This window comes from Albidovulum aestuarii (assembly GCF_029961185.1).
In the GTDB taxonomy this organism is placed as follows: Bacteria; Pseudomonadota; Alphaproteobacteria; order Rhodobacterales; family Rhodobacteraceae; genus Albidovulum; species Albidovulum aestuarii.
Map to the genome: position 1 here is coordinate 1 of NZ_JASBQQ010000006.1, position 16,562 is coordinate 16,562.

Genomic DNA, 16,562 nt, shown 5'->3' on the forward strand with positions numbered 1-16,562 from the left:
CCAGAGCCCCATCGCCTTCGAGCGAAAGGCCCGGGAAGTGAGCTAAACGCTCTCCACCAAAGCCGGGCAAGTCCACCTTTTGTGGCGTCAACCTTAGAAACTTAGCCCCGATGGGCGATCGGTGTAATTCGTCCTACAAGCTGGCGCTGGATATTTTGCACGATGGTGAGGGCAATAGGCTCGGTTGTCTTGATCCCTATGGTGACGTAGTAGCCGGTTTTTCTCTGGAAGATAGTGAAGTTCTGGGTGGTCCTGGAGGACAACAGATCTGGAGGGTGAATTTGATTCCAGACACACCGGTCGTCGCAAATTGGGATCGAGTATTCCAGATTCTACTTCGTTTGAAGGAAAGTCTAAAGGCTGAGTTCAAGGACTGGCTGGTAGATATGGGAGAATTCCTACGACAGCTTGGCTACAACTTGGATAGCATCGAAGACCTGAAGGCAGGTTTGGTGCGATACCGAAGCGCATGCAGCTTAGAAGCCTTACCCAGCATTGGCCGCTTGAAGGAAGGGGTTGCTTCTTTACTGCTGCGTGGCCTGGAAGAAGAGGCGCAACGTGAGCGCACACATAGTTTCTTGAGAGAGGCTCTCGCGTAGGTATTCTTGAGAAGGATGGTGCCGGTGAAGGGACTCGAACCCCCGACCCCATCATTACGAATGACGTGCTCTACCAGCTGAGCTACACCGGCATCCTTCTCTGTCACGGCCCTACTATGGCCCTACTAGTTACCGCGTGCCGCGCCTAACCAACTGGTCTCAAACGTAGTTTGCGAGCGGACCCGCTAATTACGAATGACGTGCTCTACCAGCTGAGCTACAGCGGCCTGGTGGCGGGCTGATAGCATCATCGGGCCCGGGTGTGTAGCCCTAATTTCGGGCTTTTTGACCGACCTCTTCATCGAGGATCAGGATGTCCTCCTCGGGCTCGGCATCCGATCCATCTGACGGTTCCCCGGTCAGTTCTGCGTTCCCGCCGGACGGTTTCCCGACGATCAGCGGAAGCATGTCTGCGCCGTTCGGCATCGGGGCTGACGCCTGTGCGGACTCGCGCCAGCTCAGCGTGTCAAAACCACCGCAATTGTCGCAGGTCGGGGTCCAGTCCGCATGAACGGCGTGGCACTTGTCGCAGATCCATTGCGGGCCCCTGCTTGCGGTAAGTGCCCGGGTCAGCCAGCCCCGCACCAGCGCGTCATCCTCGCCCTCGCCCCGCGCGATGGCCGCCATGATCGTCAGGCTGCGGGAGGTCGGATGGGTTTCGGCCAGATCGCCAAGCGCGCGGCGCGCGGCGGGGAAGTCTTCTGCCGCGATATTCAACTCAGCCCGCAGGAGACGGGATTCCTGGTGATCCGGGGTGGTAGAGAGGAGCGCCTCGAACCGCTTAAGGCGCTGGGCCGCGGTTTCATCCGGTGCGATCTCGGCGAAGGCCGCAGCAAGGTCCGGATGCGGTTGTGCCGACCATGCCTTTTTCAACACCCTGACAGCGTTCTTGGGCTTGCCGCCCTGTATGTAGCTGCGCGCGGCGAGGACTGCGGCCGGGATCAGGTCGGGTGAGAGGCGGTTCGCTTCGATCGCCGCCTCGCGGGCCTCGATTGTCGCCTCATCCGAGAAGACTTCCCGCGCCTCCTGCAGCGCCAGAACCGCGTCGCGGCGGCGATGCACATCGCGCGGCAAGAGACCCTGTTTCAACTTGGTCCCGATGACCTGCCGGGCGCCCTTCCAGTCACCGGCCGATGCCTGAAGCTGCAACAGCGTGTCCTGAACGCCCTCGTGTTTGGGTTTCAGGGAAAACGCCTTTTGCGCAAGTTTCAGTGCGGTGTCGGTGTCGCCTTCGGACAGTTTTTGCATCATCAGGCCGCGCACGCCGACGAAACGGGTGCGGTCATCGGCCAGAAGGCGTTTGTAGACCTCACCCGCCTTCCGGCTGTCGCCCGCAAGTTCGGCCGCCTGCGCCATGATCAGATTGGTCAGTTCCGGTCGCTGCAGATACTTTTCGGCCTTGGTCGCTTGTGAGATGGCGACGCGGCCCTCGCCCGAAGCCAGCGCCATCAGCCCGTCGGCCAGCGCCTGAAAGCCCTTGCGTTCACGATTACGGTCGAGGTAGCGGCTGACCGCCGTCTCATCGCCGTTCAGAAAACGCAGCACGGCGACGAGGAGGCCAAGGACCTTCAGAAGCAGCCACATCGCGACGAGCAGCAGCAGAAACGCGACGATCGCCTGGACCGGGCCGAGCGTGAATTCCATGTTGCCAAACGACATGCGGATCCCGCTACCGGTTTCGGTCAGATGCCCGATCGCAAGCGTCAGCGCCGCGACTGCGGCGACGAAAAGTACGATCTTGATGAAAGACCAGATCATGTCGCCCTCACTTCATTTCACTCGCAAGTGCAGCCACCGCATCGACAGCAGCCATCCGACGCTCCACCAGAGCCAGCCATTCCGCCATATGCGTCTGACCTGCCTCCGGCAACATTCCGACCTCACTGACCGCTGTGGCAAGGTCACCTGCGCCAAGGGCCGCCTCTGCACGGGATAGCACGGCGTCGGGATCGTCTCCTGCGCGTGGGCTGAGGGATCGCGCACCGGACTGGCTGCGCAGGAACGCTGTGATGCGCTCCATCGTACCGCCCCCCGCCGTTTCTTTCAGCGACGCCGAAAGCGCAGCCCGCGCTGCCGATGGATAGCCGTCGCGCAGCGCCGCCAGACTTGGCACGCCCTGGGCCTGATCAACAAGCACCTGTGGCGGCGCGACACCTGCTGCCTTCAGATCGGCCAGACCCTCTTCCAGCGATTTTCCGCTGTCGAGTGCAGCCTGCAAACGTCCGATGGCGGCTCTTGCCTGGGCAAGGCGGGCTGCATCGGCGGCTTCCGCGTGAAGTCGCGCCGTTTCCTCTTCAGCCGCTTCGATACGTTCAGTGGCCGAGCTGGCCGCGGCCGCGATTTGTTCCTGAGCAGCAGTTGTATCGGCCTTTTGCGCCGCGATTTCGGCGCGAAGAGCCTCCATCTCGCGCCCGAATGCTTCGAGAGCCGACGCCGACGCCGCACCGCCTTCAACGGGACGTTTCTCAATCTCCGCAAGGCGGTCATCGACGGCTGCAAGGCGCTGTGATTCGGTGTCGAGCCGGGCCGCCATGGCGTCCAGTATCCCACGAAGGGCTTGCAGGTCCTGCCCGGTCTGCTCTGCAAAGGCGGCCTGTGCATCTACTGCGGTCTGAACGGCCGGATCTGACCGGATGGCCGCAATCTCGGCGCTCAGCGCAGCGATACGATCGGTCTGAACCCTCGCGTCGGCCGCGATCGCGGCCAGTTGCTCGGCGGTAGTGTCCGCTGGCGCCCAGTAGCGCTGCAGAACGAAAGCCGACCCCGCCGCGCCAAGCCCGGCGGCTACAACACCGCCGAGCACCATTGCCCCGAAACTGCTGCGCGTCGCCGGTGCTGCGGCTTCCGAAATGGCCGGTGCGACGATTTCGGGCGCAGGGTCAAAAGGTTCCGAGCTGGATTCAGGACTGGTTTCGATCACATCTGGGCGGGCAACGTCCTCCTCGGTGGTGAGATCGGCGTCCGGGCCAACCTCCTCATCAGAGGGTGCCTCGTTCTCGATGACGGTTGCGGAGCTGTCCGGCGCTTCACCCTCTGCGTCTGAAACAGGTGGTTCGGTGGGCGTCTCTGCCCCCGTGTTCACGGCAGTTCCTTCGACCGCATCACCTTTTTCGGTATCCGTGGCCGAGTCGGATGTTTTCTTTCTTGAACGTGCCACGGAGTATTCCTTTTTCAATTCAAAGCGATGGAGGATTGGCAGCAGCCCCGTAGACTTAGCTTAGACGCCGGGGCCCGTGCTCTCAAGCTATGTTCGGTGCGTCAATAAGCGCGGCGAGTGTGTCGAGCATTGAAGATCCGTCCGGATGGGCGGCGATCTGGACGACCTCAGGGTTCAAAGCCGCCACGGCCTTGGCCACTGCCTCGCTCATTGCGGCGATACGGAGGTGGGCGGCACAACCGCCAAAGCGTTCCGCGGCGATCAGCGTTGAACGCGGTGAAAAGAGCGGCAGAAGAACCGGCGCTGGGGACGCAAGAAGTGTTACGGCCTGTGGCGTAGGGGTCAGGGTAAGTTGTTCGTATATGACAAGTGAAACAGTCTCAATTCCAGCTGAATTCAGCTCGGCTGCAACATCCCGGGCAACATGAACTCCGCGTGCAAACAGATATCGCTTTCCGCCATTTGCGGCCTTGATCGCGTTCACCAGCCCGGCCGCATCGCCGGTGCCAATCTGCACCGAAAAACCGGCGGACCGCGCAGCCTCTGCCGTTCGGCTGCCGACGCACCATGCGATTGCATTGCGCCTGTGGGTCAGTCCGGCATAGGCGGTCACCGCGTTCTGCGAGGTGAAGATGATACCATCGGTTTCGGGCGGTATGGGGCCAGGATCGCGCGTGCGGATATCCGTCAGTGGCGACACTACAACGGGCCAATCCGCCCCGAACCGGTCCCGGAACGCCTGCGCGAAGTGGCGCGACTGCTCCTCTGGCCGGGTCAGCAGAAGGGTCGGGCGGGTCTGGTCCAAAATCCCCCCGGGATTGTGCGGCATCTTTCCCGGTGTTACCTGCCCATGGAGCCTCACGCAACCGGCAGAGCCATGAACGAGACGATAACAGTGCTGGGCCTTGAGAGCAGCTGCGACGATACGGCAGCGGCGGTTGTCCGGCTGGCGGATGGGCAGGGGCAGATCCTGTCGTCGGTCGTCTATGGTCAGACGGCTTTGCACGCCGCGTTCGGTGGAGTCGTGCCCGAGATCGCCGCTCGCGCCCATGCTGAAAAGATCGACCTCTGTGTGGAAGAAGCGCTGGCAGCGGCCGGATTGGCTCTGTCGGCAATGGATGCCATCGCAGTGACTGCGGGGCCGGGTCTGATCGGCGGGGTTTTGTCGGGCGTCATGTGCGCCAAGGGGCTCGCCGCCGGAACCGGGCTGCCTCTGATCGGGGTCAATCATCTGGCCGGGCACGCGCTGACGCCGCGGCTGACCGATAGTCTGGCCTTTCCCTATCTGATGCTGCTGGTCTCCGGCGGGCATTGCCAGTTCCTGATCGCGCATGGCCCCGACAGCTTCACCCGCCTTGGCGGCACGATCGACGACGCGCCGGGCGAGGCGTTTGACAAGACCGCCAAGCTGCTCGGCCTGCCGCAGCCGGGAGGACCCGAGGTGGAACGCGCTGCGCAGGGTGGCGATCCCACGCGGTTTGCCTTTCCACGCCCGCTGCTTGATCGGACGGGCTGCGACATGTCCTTTTCCGGCCTCAAGACCGCGCTTTTGCGGACGCGGGATGCTGTGATGGCCGAAAGGGGCGGGTTGACGGTGCCGGACCGCGCTGATCTTTGCGCCGGTTTTCAGGCTGCGGTCGCCGACGTGCTGGCCGAAAAATCGCGCCGGGCCATCGCCGAGTACCTGACATTGGACCCCGCTGAACCGGTGCTGGCCGTCTCTGGCGGCGTGGCGGCAAATGCGGATATTCGGGCCGGATTAGAGACTGTTTGCGCCGCGGCCGGCCTGAAATTCGTCGCTCCGCCTCTGGCACTTTGCACCGACAACGCGGCGATGATCGCCTGGGCGGGGATCGAGCGGTTCCGGCTGGGTCTTTTCGACGGGATGGACCTTGCCGCCCGGCCGCGCTGGCCACTTGATACGTCACAACCGGCGTTGCTCGGTTCGGGCAAGAAGGGGGCCAAGGCATGAAGATCGGGGTTCTGGGGGCGGGAGCCTTTGGCACGGCGCTGGCGGTTGCATTGGCGCGCGAGGGGCGGGAGGTCGGGCTCTGGGCGCGCGACCGGGATCAGGCGGCCCGGCTTCAGACCGAACGCCGGAATGAACGGCGTTTGCCGGGTGTCGATTTGCCCGAAACAGTGTCTGTTTCTGCGGAAATCGCGTCCGTCTCGCAGGCTGAATCCCTGCTTCTGGCGGTGCCGATGCAGCAGATGGCGGGGCTTCTGATCCAGCACAGGGCTGCATTGGACGGGCGCGCGTTGATCGGCTGCGCCAAGGGGATTGACCTTGCCTCGGGCAGGGGGCCAACGCAGATCATCGGCGAAGCCTGCCCGAATGCGATGCCAGCAATCCTCACCGGGCCTAGTTTCGCCGCCGATATCGCACGGGGCTTGCCGACCGCGCTGACCCTTGCCTGCGGTGACGATGCGCGGGGGGCAGAACTGCAGGGGGCACTGTCCACTCCGGTGCTCAGGCTTTACCGCACCTCCGACACGGTCGGAGCGGAGCTTGGCGGGGCGCTGAAGAACGTGGTCGCCATTGCGGCGGGCGTCGTCATGGGGGCGGGGCTCGGCGACAGCGCACGCGCCGCGTTGATGACCCGCGGCTTCGCCGAGATGAACCGTCTGGCGCTGGCGCTTGGCGCGCGGGCAGACACGCTATCCGGCCTCTCGGGATTCGGCGACCTCGTACTTACCTGCACCTCTACCCAGTCCCGCAACTTCCGCTTCGGCCATGCGCTCGGCAAGGGAGAGGCGTTCGATCCCTCGACCACCGTGGAAGGTGCTGCGACAGCAAAAGCAGTGTCTGTTCTGGCGGAAAAGCGTGGAATTGACATGCCCATCGCGAATATGGTCGGTGCCCTTGTCGATCGGAAAATCACTGTGGCCGAAGCCGTCAGTGCGCTTCTGTCCCGCCCGCTCAGAAAGGAATGAACATGCTCTACGCCGTCATCTGCCGCGACAAGCCCGGCCACCTTCAGACCCGTCTCGATACCCGCGACGCGCATCTGGCCTATATCAAGGAAACCGGAATTGTCGCGATGGCCGGGCCCTTCATCGAAAACGGCGCGATGTGCGGGTCGCTGATCGTGCTGGAGACCGACGACCTTGCGGCGGCCGAGGCCTGGGCGGCGGGCGACCCCTATAAGGCAGCGGGGCTCTTTGAAAGCGTTACTGTGACCGAATGGAAGAAGGTGATCGGCTGATGTCTTACTGGCTTTTTAAATCCGAACCCGACACCTGGAGCTGGGACCAGCAGGTCGCGAAAGGGGACGGAGGCGAAGAATGGAATGGCGTCAGGAACTATCAGGCTCGCAACAACATGCGGGCGATGAAGATCGGCGACAGGGGGTTTTTCTACCACTCCAACATCGGCAAAGCCGTCGTGGGTGTGGTTGAGGTCTGTGCGCTCAGCCATCCGGACTCGACCACCGACGATCCGCGCTGGGACTGCGTGGACATCAAGGCCGTGGAGCCCCTGAATCGTCCTGTCACGCTGGACGAGATCAAGGCCGATCCCCGTCTGGCCGAAATGGTGCTGGTGAAAAATTCGCGCCTGTCGGTTCAGCCGGTGACAGAGGCAGAATGGAAGCTGATCCGGGAGCTTGGCGGACTGTAGACCGAATTGAAAATCAGCGGCATGATCATCTTACGTTGCGATCTTCAAAGGGGAACGCCATGGAACTCATCAGTGTGATCGTGGCCGGCGCTGCAGCTTATGCGTTCGGAGCTTTCTGGTACATGAAATGGGCGAAGCAGTGGATCGCCGCCTCGGGAATCGCCGTGGATCCTGATGGCAAACCTGCCAACAAAAGCGCGGCACCGTTCATTATCGCCGGGATCGCGATGCTGATCGTTGCCGGCATGATGCGGCATGTCTTCGGTATGGCGGGGATCGAGACGATCGGCGCCGGGCTGGTCGGCGGGTTCGGCTTTGGCGCATTCATCGCCCTGCCGTGGATCGTCACCAATTACGCCTATTCCGACCGACCGAAGACTCTGACCTATATCGACGGCGGCTATGCCGTCTTCGGCTGCACAATCATCGGTACGGTTTTGTCATTTTTCTGAAAATACAAAGGGTCCCGGCCACCCAACCGGGACCCTTTGCCACCCCACGTGCTCCCTTCGCACCACGCGTGAAACTGAAAAGGTCTCGGCCATACTGGCCTTGTTGAGATCAAGCTAGCCCTCGCGCCGGATTCGCGCAAGAAAAGCTTCCCAACAATTCCATTCAAAATCAGCACGTTATAGAAACGGGCCGTTAACATCCAGCCCGTCGACGCGTCATACGTAGACCGATTCCTTGCCGAAATGCTTCACCAGCATGTAGTAGACGACGGCGCGATACTTGTTGCGCTCGGACCGGCCGTAGGTGTCGATCACCGAGTTGATCGCCGCCATGAGCTGCGGACCGTCCTTAAGGCCCAGCTTCTTGATCAGGAAATTGTTCTTCACCGTCTCAAGTTCGCTGTCCTGACCGGCCGCCACAGTCGAGGCGTCGGCATCGTAGATCGACGGGCCGCAGCCGATCGTCACCTTCGTCAAAAGCGCCATGTCCGGCGTCATGCCGCATTTGCTCTTCAGGTCGTCCGCGTATTTCGCGATCAGTTCGTCTCTTTTGCCCACAGGTCCCTCCACTGTCACAATTTGGGTCTCAAAATGCAGGCCGCCCCCAGGACGGTCCCGAACGGGGCGAAGTAAACGACGAAACGCCCCGCCGGGTAAAGGAAAACCCGGCGGGGCGTCAGTATCGAGGGGAATTTCCGCCGAAAGCTCCCCCGGAGGGGAAGCGAATTCAATAGCGGTAGTGATCAGATTTGTAAGGCCCGGCCACCGCCACGCCGATATAGTCGGCCTGATCTTGCCGCAGTTCGGTCAGTTTGACACCGATCCGTGCGAGATGCAGGCGGGCGACTTTTTCGTCGAGATGCTTGGGCAGGATATAGACACCGGGATTGTATTCCGCACCCTTTGTCCAAAGTTCGATTTGCGCCAGAACCTGATTGGTGAACGAGGCCGACATCACGAAGCTGGGGTGACCCGTGGCGTTGCCGAGGTTCAGAAGGCGACCTTCGGACAGCAGGATGATCCGCGCGCCCGAGGGCATCTCGATCATGTCCACCTGGTCCTTGATGTTCGTCCATTTGTGGTTCTTCAGGCTCGCCACCTGAATCTCATTGTCGAAATGGCCGATATTGCCGACGATCGCCATGTCCTTCATCTCGCGCATATGCTCGATGCGGATGACGTCCTTGTTGCCTGTCGTGGTGATGAAGATGTCTGCGCTGTCGACAACATCCTCAAGCACAACCACTTCGTACCCGTCCATCGCGGCCTGAAGCGCACAGATCGGGTCGACCTCGGTCACTTTAACGCGGGCGCCCGCGCCACGCAGAGACGCGGCCGACCCCTTGCCGACGTCGCCATAACCGCAGACCACCGCGACCTTGCCCGCCATCATCGTGTCGGTGGCGCGACGGATGCCGTCGACGAGCGATTCCTTGCAGCCATACTTGTTGTCGAATTTAGACTTGGTGACGGAATCGTTCACGTTGATCGCGGGGAAGGGCAGCAGGCCCTTTTTGTGCAGGTCATAAAGGCGATGCACGCCGGTGGTGGTTTCTTCCGAAACGCCCTTGATCGCGTCGCGCTGCTTGGTGAACCAGCCTGGGCTTTCAGCTAGCCGCTTCTTGATCTGGTTGAAGAGGCAGACCTCTTCTTCCGAACCCGGCGTTTCGATCAGGCCGGTTTCGCCCGCCTCGACCCGCGCACCCATCAGGATGTAGAGCGTCGCGTCCCCGCCATCGTCGAGGATCATGTTGGCCGTGCCTTCGGGGAATTGGAAGATCTTGTCGGTGTACGCCCAGTAATCCTCCAGCGTCTCGCCCTTGATGGCAAAGACCGGCACGCCGCTTTCGGCGATCGCGGCGGCCGCGTGATCCTGGGTCGAGAAAATGTTGCACGACGCCCACCGGACATCGGCGCCAAGGGCAGTCAGCGTCTCGATCAGAACTGCCGTCTGGATCGTCATGTGCAGCGACCCGGCGATCCGCGCACCTTTCAGCGGCTTCGCGGTTCCGAACTCTTCGCGCAGAGCCATCAGGCCCGGCATTTCGGTTTCGGCGATATCAAGTTCCTTGCGGCCGTAGGACGCGAGGTTGATGTCTCTGACGATATAATCCTTGGGCACGGCGTTGCTCCTTTGCTTCGCCAGCCCGCTTATCATTGGGATGAGGCCGGAGCAACACAGCGGCGCGATCACGCGCCTTGCTGTTCGATCATATCCATCGGTACGCCGCCTGAACCATCGAATGTTCCCGTTCCCGCGACGCAGGCGATACCGTCCGAGCGCACAAAGACGCGCGTCCAAGTGCCGAGCATATCCGACCGCCACATCTCCAGTCGGCGTCCGTCACCCAGTTCGGCAGTGTCTTCGAGCGTTTCGTAAAAGTCGTAATAGAGTTTGCCGGTCAGTGTGGCATGCGTGTCGCAATAAGGTTCGGCGATATCCTGATTGTCACCGGTCGCTTCGATCATTTCGTAGACACTCAGATTGTTCGGCACAGTCGGCAGCGCGGACGGTCCTTTGAAAGATTCTGTGGGATCATTTGCCAAAGGTATTGCGGCCACCGCGATCCCGGCAGCGCTGACAAACAGTGACGCTATGATGATGCGTTTCATTGTGCCTCCTTCCGGTCAGACCGCATCCGATAACGTGCGAGTTGCGTCCGGGTTCCAACCGGCCGGTTTACTCCTGCGGCGGTCCGGCATAGGTCTCGGCTGATGGAGGACGGCGATGAAGAAACCCGCTCGCGCGTGGCAACGCATGCTTTCCGGTCGAAGGCTCGACCTGCTCGACCCGACGCCGATGGATATCGAGATTGAGGACATCGCCCATGGCCTCGCCTTCGTGGCGCGCTGGAACGGTCAGACGGTGGGGGACTGGCCCTATTCGGTTGCGGAACACTCACTTTTGGTGGAAGAGCTCTTCACCCGCGACAATCCCGATGCACCGGCCCGCTGGCGGCTGGCCGCGCTTCTGCATGACGCACCTGAATACGTGATCGGGGACATGATAAGCCCGGTGAAAGCTGCGGTCGGTCCTGGATATGGCGCGCTGGACGAACGGCTGACGGCGGCGATCCATCTGCGCTTTGGCCTACCGGCGGCGTTACCTGTTGCGATCAAGAAGAAGATCAAGCGCGCGGATCGTATATCGGCCTGGCTGGAGGCGGTTCAGATCGCGGGCTTTACCCGGCGCGAAGCCGACAAGTATTTCGGCGCGCCGGAACAGGCGATTGCGGGACTGACAATCGCACCGCGCGCACCGGCGGAGGTGCGCGCGGCCTTTCTTGAAAAGCATGCCGGCCTCATGGCCGAATGCCTACCGGGGTAACCACCGCCAGACCGGCGGGCATTCGTCGGCATCGAAATCATTTGGGTCGAGGCCGATATCGCGCAGAAGGCGGTCATCGAGGTGACGCACCTCAAAGCGTAGCTTGCGAATTTCCTCTGCCGGATCGACGCAGTGCCGCTTCGTGTCGGTCGGCCGGTGCTGGAAGGTGGCGATTCTGAAGGTGTCTGCCAGTGTCGTTAACATTTTTCTATCTCCATCTGAATTTCATGTCTTATGAATAAGCGGTTTTACGGTAATCTGAGAGTCAGAAGGATTTCATATATGGTAGCTTGAGTTACACATGGATCAGATAGACTGGCTTCATTATCCGCCTCTGCCGGCACTCCGGGCCTTTGAAGCTACAGTACGGCTCGGCGGGTTCAGCGCGGCGGGGCGATCCCTGAATGTCACGCATGCGGCCGTGTCGCAGCAGGTCCGCGCGCTGGAAGCCTTTCTTGGTTTTGCGCTGGTAAACCGAGATGGTCGTAAGCTCGCCGTCACGCCGGAGGGCGCACAACTCGCATCGGCATTGAACGAAGGGTTCGGCACGATTCAGACGACCATTTCGGCGCTGATGGCGGGAGGCGAAGACCGCCCCGTCACCATCACCGTGACACCCACCTTCGCGACAAACTGGCTTATGCCCCGCCTCGGTCAATTCTGGAGCAAGCATGCGGAGGTTCCGATCTCTCTAAGGCCGGATGCAAAAGTGCTGGATCTTCGGCGCGACCGGATCGACCTTGGGATACGTTTTGGGTTGGGCAACTGGCCGGGGGTGGAGGCCGAATACCTGACCTCCGCACGTTACGTTGTGGTCGGCGCGCCAAGGATCGTCGGCTCAGCAGGTCCCGTCGACCGGTCTGTGATGGCCGGGCTACCCTGGGTTCTGGAACCCGACTGGCCGGAACAGCGCAACTGGATTGATTGTTGTCTGGGCCTGGATCCGGCCGACCTGAACATCACCGAGTTTGCGAGTGAAGAACTGGCTTTGTCCGCCGCGCGGCAGGGCTACGGGCTTCATATTACCAGTGCCGCGCTGATCGAGGAGGATCTAAAATCGGGTGCGCTGCGTGTCGTATTCGACTCGGACGAAGACAATCCGGGATATTACATAGTTACCCCGCCCGGGCCGATCCGCCGGCCGGCCCGGCTATTCATCCGCTGGTTGCGGGACAGCGTTTAAATCGCCAGATCGTCCAGTTTTTTACCGGCTTTAAGCGCAGCTTCGACCCAACGCGGTTTGCGGCCGCGGCCGGTCCAGGTTTCAGACTTGTTGGCGGGATTGGCGTATTTCGGCTTGGCCGGTTTTCTTTTGCGAACCGTCGTCACTCCGACGAGTTCATTCAATGAAAACCCGAGCGCTTTGGCTTTTTCTTCAATAACAGCAAGCGCTTCGCGCTTTTTACGCTCTTCGAACCCTTCAATCTGACGCGCCACCTGTTTCTGAAGATCCTTCAGGTCTTTCAGCGACATTGAAGTCAGGTCGATTTTCACGGCTGCATTCCTTTTTATCGCGAATTGGCGTAGCCAGATAAAACCCGTGCACGTGGTGATGCAAGGGGCTCTGCGTATTTTTAATATTTTGACGTTATTTTGGGCTACGTTTCGCCAATATCCGCTGCAAGGTCCGCCGGTGCATGCTCAACCTGCGTGCAGTTTCCGAAATATTGCGGTCGCACAACTCGTAGACCCGTTGAATATGTTCCCAGCGGACGCGATCGGCCGACATCGGGTTTTCCGGTGGCGGTGGAAGCATATCGTCGCGCGATAACAGGGCATTCATGACATCGTCGGCATCGGCTGGTTTCGACAGGTAATCCACCGCACCGATTTTAACGGCCGCGACAGCGGTTGCGATGGCGCCATACCCTGTCAGCACCACGACACGGCAATCGGGACGCCGTTCGCGTAGGGTTTCAACAACATCGAGCCCGTTGCCATCGCCAAGCCGAAGATCGACGACCGCGAAGGCGGGTGGGCGCGCCTCGGCCTTGGCCCGCCCTTCGGCCACGCTTTCAGCGGTTTCCGGCAAGAAGCCGCGCTTTTCCATTGCGCGCGCAAGCCGATTCACGAAGGGGGCATCGTCATCGACCAGAAGCAGTGTCCGGTCCGATCCCAGTTCGGCAAATTCGTCCTCGGCCATTGATGTCCCCTCGTCAAGTTTACAACGGTTCTAAGGTGTTGCGTGGCGTGGGTCAATTTCAAGACGTGTCGGAGGACAGGCACCATTCTCCGAACGCGTCCGACACGTATGGATCATCGGCGGTTAGCGCTAAACAGCGCGGCGGTGCGTTTGCTTGGACAACCGGAATCTTTGACGCTAATCAGGAACAAGGCAAACATTCCGGGGATATCTGGTGACCAATAACGGCCTCGCTGAACCACGCAGAACCTTGACCTTACGCGACGTTTCCGAGGCGTCCGGGGTATCCGAAATGACCGTTAGCCGGGTGTTGCGCAATCGCGGCGACGTATCACCAGCCACGCGGGAAAAGGTGCTTGAGGCCGCCAAAGCGCTCGGTTACGTGCCGAACAAGATCGCGGGCGCCCTTGCCTCACAGCGTGTGAACCTCGTCGCCGTGATTATCCCGTCGCTGTCGAACCTTGTCTTTCCCGATGTCCTCAGCGGTATTTCCGCAGAATTGGAAGAAACCGGCCTGCAACCGGTTTTCGGTGTCACCAACTATTCCGCCGAAAAGGAAGAGGCGGTGCTCTATGAGATGCTGTCATGGCGTCCAACCGGCGTGATCGTGGCTGGCCTGGAGCATACCGAAGCCGCCCGTGCGATGCTCGAAAACGCTGGCATTCCGATTGTTGAGATCATGGATGTCGACGGCAACCCGGTCGATTCCGTCGTCGGTATTTCGCATAAGCGCGCGGGGCTTGAGATGGCCCGCGCCATCGTCAAGGAAGGCTATCGGAAGATCGGCTTCCTTGGCACCAAGATGCCCTACGACCACCGGGCGCGGAAACGGCTTGAAGGGTTTGAGGCCGGATTGGCAGAGGCCGGAATCGAATTGGCCGATCGTGAGTTTTATTCCGGCGGTTCTGCCTTGCAAAAAGGGCGCGAGATGACCGAGGCGATCCTCGCGCGCAATCCCGAACTCGATTTCATCTATTATTCGAACGACATGATCGGGGCGGGCGGGCTGCTCTACTGCCTGGAAAAAGGCATCGATGTGCCGGGCCAGATCGGGTTGGCAGGCTTCAATGGTGTCGATCTCTTGGATGGTCTGCCGCGCAAACTCGCGACCATGGATGCCTGCCGCCACGAAATCGGTCGCCGTGCAGCCGCCATCGTCGCCGGACGGTCGGAAACCGGACTTGTTGGCGGGGAACGGGTCGAACTGACGCCGGTTCTTGAACCCGGCGACACGATCCGCCGGAAGTGACCGGTCAGCCCCGGCGCAGGATATAGATATCCATGATCCAGCCGTGCCGGGCGCGCGCTTCGACCCTGGTCGTCACGATCCGGTCGGCCATGTCGCTAAGCGGCCCCGCCAGAATGATCTGCTCTTCCATACCGACATAGGCGCCCCACCAGATATCGACGCCCTCCGGTGCGATTGACTGGAACGAACATTCGCCGTCGAGCATGATCGCGAGCGTATCAACTCCCTCCGGCCAGCCTTCATCGCGCAAGCGCCGCCCGGTCGTCACGGTAAAGGGCGCGCCAATCTCGTTGATCGGGATCGCATGGGCGGCTGTCAGCGCCTGAAGCGAGGTGATGCCGGGGATTACGGTCATCCGCATTGGCAGGGTCCTCTCGACCCGACCCGCGATTCTCAGCGTGCTGTCGTAAAGCGACGGATCGCCCCAAACCAGCAGCGCAACGCGACCTGAATTGCCGATTTCCGCCTGAATAGTCTCTGTCCAGACCTCCGCGATCGCATCGTGCCAGGCATCGACCCGCGCCCGGTAATCGGCAATCGCCGGGTCGCGCACAGGCAGGTCGAATTCGACGAACCGCGTAGCCGGGTTGGTCACAACCTCGGCGCAGATCGAACGTCTGAGTTCGGCCAGATCCTCTTTCGCCTCACCCTTTCGGGGGATGAGAATCAGATCGGCCGAATTCAGCGCCTTGACCGCCTGAAGCGTCAGGTGATCGGGATTGCCCGTACCGATACCGATGAGAAGAAGCTCGATCATGATCCCCCAGATGGCAGAAGGCCCCGCGCGAGTCCATCGCACGGGGCCACTTAGTTTACTTCGGCAAGACTCAGGCCGTGTCTCGCGCCCAGATCCGCCCGGCGAGCCAGCCCATCACTGCCCAGACCGCCAGACCGACTCCCAACACGCGGGCGGAAAATGCGGCAGCAACCTCCGGTGGGGCTGAGCCGAAGAACTCACCCAGCTCAGGCGCCCCGATAACGTGGGGAGCAGCAAGCAGGGCGCCCGCGACCACCCAAACCAATAGGTTCCGGCCGTAAGCCAGCAGGGCAAGACCGGTTCCCGTGGCAAGGACCGTGCCCCACCACCAAACCTGTCGCGCGCCAAGATCGGCGGCAATGGTGCCCGGCAGTTCCGGCGCAAGCCCCATGGCCGGGGCAAGCTGGAACGCGACAAAGGCCCCGATTCCCCAGAGGATACCGTCCTGCGCCCTGATCTGGCGGCCAAAATGCTCGGCGAGCGCAAAGCCCGCGACCAATATCAGGCCATAACCCGCATAGATCAGCCCGGTGAACAGCACCGTGAGCCCGTTGCGCATCAGGGCCGAGCCATCGCCCCCTTCGTCGGTGTGATCTTGCGCGCCCTCACCCTCTGCGTGGTCGTGGCCTGCTTCGGCAGTGCCCTCGCCAACCCCGGCGAAATGCACCAGCGCACCCGTTTCATATTCTTCGCCCAGAAGGATCAACTCCTGCACGAATGCGAAATGCAGCAGGGCGCCAAGCAACCCCGCTGCAAAGCCGGCGATCAGCCCGCCGGCCAGCATACGTTGAATCATCAGTTGGACCGTCAGCCCGCCTTAGTGGCAGGGGAACCCGGTCGCGTGGCGCATGTCATGCGCGGCGTCGTGCAGCGTCGCCGACTGGGCATGGCCCGCGACGAACATCACGGTGGCGCCGATCAGGGCCACGAACAGAATGGACATGAGACCCGTGGAGGTCTTGGCGGCGGTTTGGTTCAGCGCGTTCATCTTTCTCTCCTTGCCGTCACACCCGACGGCGTTCGCGTTGCCTTCACGCATGGCCGGTCTCCTGACTTGCGGGTCTTCACAGCTTTCCGCCTTCCCGGAGATGACCCCCAGTGGCCGTTGGAAAGCCGCTCGCCGCTCACAGTCGCGGGGGCGGTTGGGGCTTTGGGTGCCGCCTTTGGTCCACCCTTCCCCATTCCCGTTTCGGTCCGGACGCTTTGCGCCTGTCGGACACCATGCATATCCCATGTGCCAGCAAGCATGCCGTCCGGT

Annotated in this window: 21 protein-coding genes, 1 tRNA gene and 1 riboswitch; of the genes, 9 read left to right on the forward strand and 13 right to left on the reverse strand. The window is 61.4% G+C overall.

Annotated elements, in window-relative coordinates:
* The first annotated feature begins 110 nt into the window (after positions 1–110).
* Entirely contained in the window at positions 111–599 is a 489-nt protein-coding gene (locus QKW60_RS13740) for a hypothetical protein (RefSeq protein WP_282369490.1), read from the forward strand.
* A 16-nt stretch (positions 600–615) separates the two neighbouring features.
* Here the strand turns inward: QKW60_RS13740 and QKW60_RS13745 are convergent.
* The 4 genes from QKW60_RS13745 to QKW60_RS13760 all read right to left on the reverse strand — a co-directional run bounded on the left by QKW60_RS13745 (position 616) and on the right by QKW60_RS13760 (position 4,561).
* Positions 616–691 (reverse strand) — tRNA-Thr (locus QKW60_RS13745).
* A 178-nt stretch (positions 692–869) separates the two neighbouring features.
* Positions 870–2,357, reverse strand: a complete 1,488-nt coding sequence (locus QKW60_RS13750; RefSeq protein ID WP_282369491.1) for a heme biosynthesis protein HemY — start codon at positions 2,355–2,357, stop codon at positions 870–872.
* Between the two features lie 7 nt (positions 2,358–2,364).
* Entirely contained in the window at positions 2,365–3,756 is a 1,392-nt protein-coding gene (locus tag QKW60_RS13755) for a COG4223 family protein (protein ID WP_282369493.1), read from the reverse strand.
* 82 nt (positions 3,757–3,838) lie between these two features.
* Positions 3,839–4,561, reverse strand: coding sequence for a uroporphyrinogen-III synthase (locus tag QKW60_RS13760; protein WP_282369494.1), 723 nt, complete (start codon positions 4,559–4,561; stop codon positions 3,839–3,841).
* 72 nt (positions 4,562–4,633) lie between these two features.
* Between QKW60_RS13760 and tsaD the strand changes: the two genes are divergently transcribed.
* Genes tsaD through QKW60_RS13785 form a run of 5 tightly spaced genes read left to right on the forward strand, consistent with a single transcriptional unit; the run spans position 4,634 to position 7,827 of the window.
* Positions 4,634–5,728, forward strand: a complete 1,095-nt coding sequence (tsaD, locus tag QKW60_RS13765) for a tRNA (adenosine(37)-N6)-threonylcarbamoyltransferase complex transferase subunit TsaD (RefSeq protein WP_282369495.1) — start codon at positions 4,634–4,636, stop codon at positions 5,726–5,728.
* Entirely contained in the window at positions 5,725–6,690 is a 966-nt protein-coding gene (locus tag QKW60_RS13770; RefSeq protein ID WP_282369496.1) for an NAD(P)H-dependent glycerol-3-phosphate dehydrogenase, read from the forward strand. Before tsaD ends, QKW60_RS13770 begins: the two co-directional genes overlap by 4 nt.
* 2 nt (positions 6,691–6,692) lie before the next feature.
* On the forward strand, positions 6,693–6,962 hold the full coding sequence (locus QKW60_RS13775) for a YciI family protein (RefSeq protein ID WP_282369497.1): 270 nt from the start codon (positions 6,693–6,695) through the stop codon (positions 6,960–6,962).
* The gene (locus tag QKW60_RS13780) at positions 6,962–7,375 is read left to right on the forward strand and encodes an EVE domain-containing protein (RefSeq protein WP_282369499.1); all 414 of its coding nucleotides are present in this window, start codon (positions 6,962–6,964) and stop codon (positions 7,373–7,375) included. Before QKW60_RS13775 ends, QKW60_RS13780 begins: the two co-directional genes overlap by 1 nt.
* Before the next feature lie 59 nt (positions 7,376–7,434).
* Positions 7,435–7,827 carry a DUF1761 domain-containing protein gene (locus QKW60_RS13785; protein WP_282369500.1) on the forward strand — a complete coding sequence of 131 codons (393 nt, stop codon included), beginning with the start codon at positions 7,435–7,437 and terminating at the stop codon, positions 7,825–7,827.
* Positions 7,828–8,043: 216 nt separating this feature from the next.
* Here the strand turns inward: QKW60_RS13785 and QKW60_RS13790 are convergent, their stop codons facing one another.
* The 3 genes from QKW60_RS13790 to QKW60_RS13800 all read right to left on the reverse strand — a co-directional run bounded on the left by QKW60_RS13790 (position 8,044) and on the right by QKW60_RS13800 (position 10,440).
* Positions 8,044–8,385 carry a DUF2853 family protein gene (locus QKW60_RS13790; RefSeq protein ID WP_282369501.1) on the reverse strand — a complete coding sequence of 114 codons (342 nt, stop codon included), beginning with the start codon at positions 8,383–8,385 and terminating at the stop codon, positions 8,044–8,046.
* A 169-nt stretch (positions 8,386–8,554) separates the two neighbouring features.
* Positions 8,555–9,985: an adenosylhomocysteinase gene (ahcY, locus tag QKW60_RS13795; RefSeq protein ID WP_419762686.1), complete on the reverse strand. Its 1,431-nt coding sequence runs from the start codon at positions 9,983–9,985 to the stop codon at positions 8,555–8,557.
* 32 nt (positions 9,986–10,017) lie between these two features.
* The gene (locus QKW60_RS13800) at positions 10,018–10,440 is read right to left on the reverse strand and encodes a hypothetical protein (RefSeq protein ID WP_282369503.1); all 423 of its coding nucleotides are present in this window, start codon (positions 10,438–10,440) and stop codon (positions 10,018–10,020) included.
* 115 nt (positions 10,441–10,555) lie between these two features.
* Between QKW60_RS13800 and QKW60_RS13805 the strand changes: the two genes are divergently transcribed.
* On the forward strand, positions 10,556–11,155 hold the full coding sequence (locus QKW60_RS13805; RefSeq protein WP_282369504.1) for an HD domain-containing protein: 600 nt from the start codon (positions 10,556–10,558) through the stop codon (positions 11,153–11,155).
* Here the strand turns inward: QKW60_RS13805 and QKW60_RS13810 are convergent.
* The gene (locus QKW60_RS13810; RefSeq protein WP_282369505.1) at positions 11,144–11,359 is read right to left on the reverse strand and encodes a hypothetical protein; all 216 of its coding nucleotides are present in this window, start codon (positions 11,357–11,359) and stop codon (positions 11,144–11,146) included. The two genes, QKW60_RS13805 and QKW60_RS13810, sit on opposite strands and share 12 nt — an antisense overlap.
* Positions 11,360–11,456: 97 nt before the next feature.
* Here QKW60_RS13810 and QKW60_RS13815 point away from each other — a divergent pair, with 97 nt between their 5' ends.
* Positions 11,457–12,338, forward strand: coding sequence for a LysR family transcriptional regulator (locus QKW60_RS13815; protein WP_282369506.1), 882 nt, complete (start codon positions 11,457–11,459; stop codon positions 12,336–12,338).
* On the opposite strand, the gene QKW60_RS13820 is transcribed toward QKW60_RS13815, so the two are convergent.
* Both QKW60_RS13820 and QKW60_RS13825 read right to left on the reverse strand, forming a co-directional pair.
* Positions 12,335–12,649, reverse strand: a complete 315-nt coding sequence (locus QKW60_RS13820) for an H-NS histone family protein (protein ID WP_282369507.1) — start codon at positions 12,647–12,649, stop codon at positions 12,335–12,337. The two genes, QKW60_RS13815 and QKW60_RS13820, sit on opposite strands and share 4 nt — an antisense overlap.
* 94 nt (positions 12,650–12,743) lie before the next feature.
* A complete protein-coding gene (locus QKW60_RS13825; RefSeq protein WP_282369508.1) occupies positions 12,744–13,298 on the reverse strand; it encodes an ActR/PrrA/RegA family redox response regulator transcription factor in 555 nt (184 codons plus the stop codon).
* A gap of 214 nt (positions 13,299–13,512) precedes the next feature.
* On the opposite strand from QKW60_RS13825, the gene QKW60_RS13830 reads away from it, so the two are divergent.
* On the forward strand, positions 13,513–14,547 hold the full coding sequence (locus tag QKW60_RS13830; protein ID WP_282369509.1) for a LacI family DNA-binding transcriptional regulator: 1,035 nt from the start codon (positions 13,513–13,515) through the stop codon (positions 14,545–14,547).
* A gap of 4 nt (positions 14,548–14,551) precedes the next feature.
* Here QKW60_RS13830 and cobF read toward each other — a convergent pair whose 3' ends face one another.
* The 3 genes from cobF to QKW60_RS13845 form a co-directional block, all read right to left on the reverse strand.
* Positions 14,552–15,304, reverse strand: coding sequence for a precorrin-6A synthase (deacetylating) (cobF, locus tag QKW60_RS13835; protein ID WP_282369510.1), 753 nt, complete (start codon positions 15,302–15,304; stop codon positions 14,552–14,554).
* Between the two features lie 70 nt (positions 15,305–15,374).
* A complete protein-coding gene (locus QKW60_RS13840) occupies positions 15,375–16,100 on the reverse strand; it encodes a CbtA family protein (protein ID WP_282369511.1) in 726 nt (241 codons plus the stop codon).
* 21 nt (positions 16,101–16,121) lie between these two features.
* Positions 16,122–16,292: a CbtB domain-containing protein gene (locus QKW60_RS13845; RefSeq protein WP_263739917.1), complete on the reverse strand. Its 171-nt coding sequence runs from the start codon at positions 16,290–16,292 to the stop codon at positions 16,122–16,124.
* A gap of 34 nt (positions 16,293–16,326) precedes the next feature.
* A riboswitch (cobalamin riboswitch) is annotated at positions 16,327–16,543 on the reverse strand.
* Positions 16,544–16,562: the final 19 nt, after the last annotated feature.

What these genes read in the sequence shown, in the direction of transcription:
- QKW60_RS13805 (WP_282369504.1), top strand. Translation starts at nt 10,556, where the DNA reads ATGAAGAAACCCGCTCGCGCGTGGCAACGCATGCTTTCCGGTCGAAGG.
- QKW60_RS13840 (WP_282369511.1), bottom strand. Translation starts at nt 16,100, where the DNA reads ATGATTCAACGTATGCTGGCCGGCGGGCTGATCGCCGGCTTTGCAGCG.
- ahcY (WP_419762686.1), bottom strand. Translation starts at nt 9,985, where the DNA reads ATGATAAGCGGGCTGGCGAAGCAAAGGAGCAACGCCGTGCCCAAGGAT.
- QKW60_RS13775 (WP_282369497.1), top strand. Translation starts at nt 6,693, where the DNA reads ATGCTCTACGCCGTCATCTGCCGCGACAAGCCCGGCCACCTTCAGACC.
- QKW60_RS13845 (WP_263739917.1), bottom strand. Translation starts at nt 16,292, where the DNA reads ATGAACGCGCTGAACCAAACCGCCGCCAAGACCTCCACGGGTCTCATG.
- QKW60_RS13740 (WP_282369490.1), top strand. Translation starts at nt 111, where the DNA reads ATGGGCGATCGGTGTAATTCGTCCTACAAGCTGGCGCTGGATATTTTG.
- QKW60_RS13815 (WP_282369506.1), top strand. Translation starts at nt 11,457, where the DNA reads ATGGATCAGATAGACTGGCTTCATTATCCGCCTCTGCCGGCACTCCGG.
- cobF (WP_282369510.1), bottom strand. Translation starts at nt 15,304, where the DNA reads ATGATCGAGCTTCTTCTCATCGGTATCGGTACGGGCAATCCCGATCAC.
- QKW60_RS13785 (WP_282369500.1), top strand. Translation starts at nt 7,435, where the DNA reads ATGGAACTCATCAGTGTGATCGTGGCCGGCGCTGCAGCTTATGCGTTC.
- QKW60_RS13770 (WP_282369496.1), top strand. Translation starts at nt 5,725, where the DNA reads ATGAAGATCGGGGTTCTGGGGGCGGGAGCCTTTGGCACGGCGCTGGCG.
- QKW60_RS13825 (WP_282369508.1), bottom strand. Translation starts at nt 13,298, where the DNA reads ATGGCCGAGGACGAATTTGCCGAACTGGGATCGGACCGGACACTGCTT.
- QKW60_RS13810 (WP_282369505.1), bottom strand. Translation starts at nt 11,359, where the DNA reads ATGTTAACGACACTGGCAGACACCTTCAGAATCGCCACCTTCCAGCAC.
- QKW60_RS13750 (WP_282369491.1), bottom strand. Translation starts at nt 2,357, where the DNA reads ATGATCTGGTCTTTCATCAAGATCGTACTTTTCGTCGCCGCAGTCGCG.
- QKW60_RS13800 (WP_282369503.1), bottom strand. Translation starts at nt 10,440, where the DNA reads ATGAAACGCATCATCATAGCGTCACTGTTTGTCAGCGCTGCCGGGATC.
- tsaD (WP_282369495.1), top strand. Translation starts at nt 4,634, where the DNA reads ATGAACGAGACGATAACAGTGCTGGGCCTTGAGAGCAGCTGCGACGAT.
- QKW60_RS13780 (WP_282369499.1), top strand. Translation starts at nt 6,962, where the DNA reads ATGTCTTACTGGCTTTTTAAATCCGAACCCGACACCTGGAGCTGGGAC.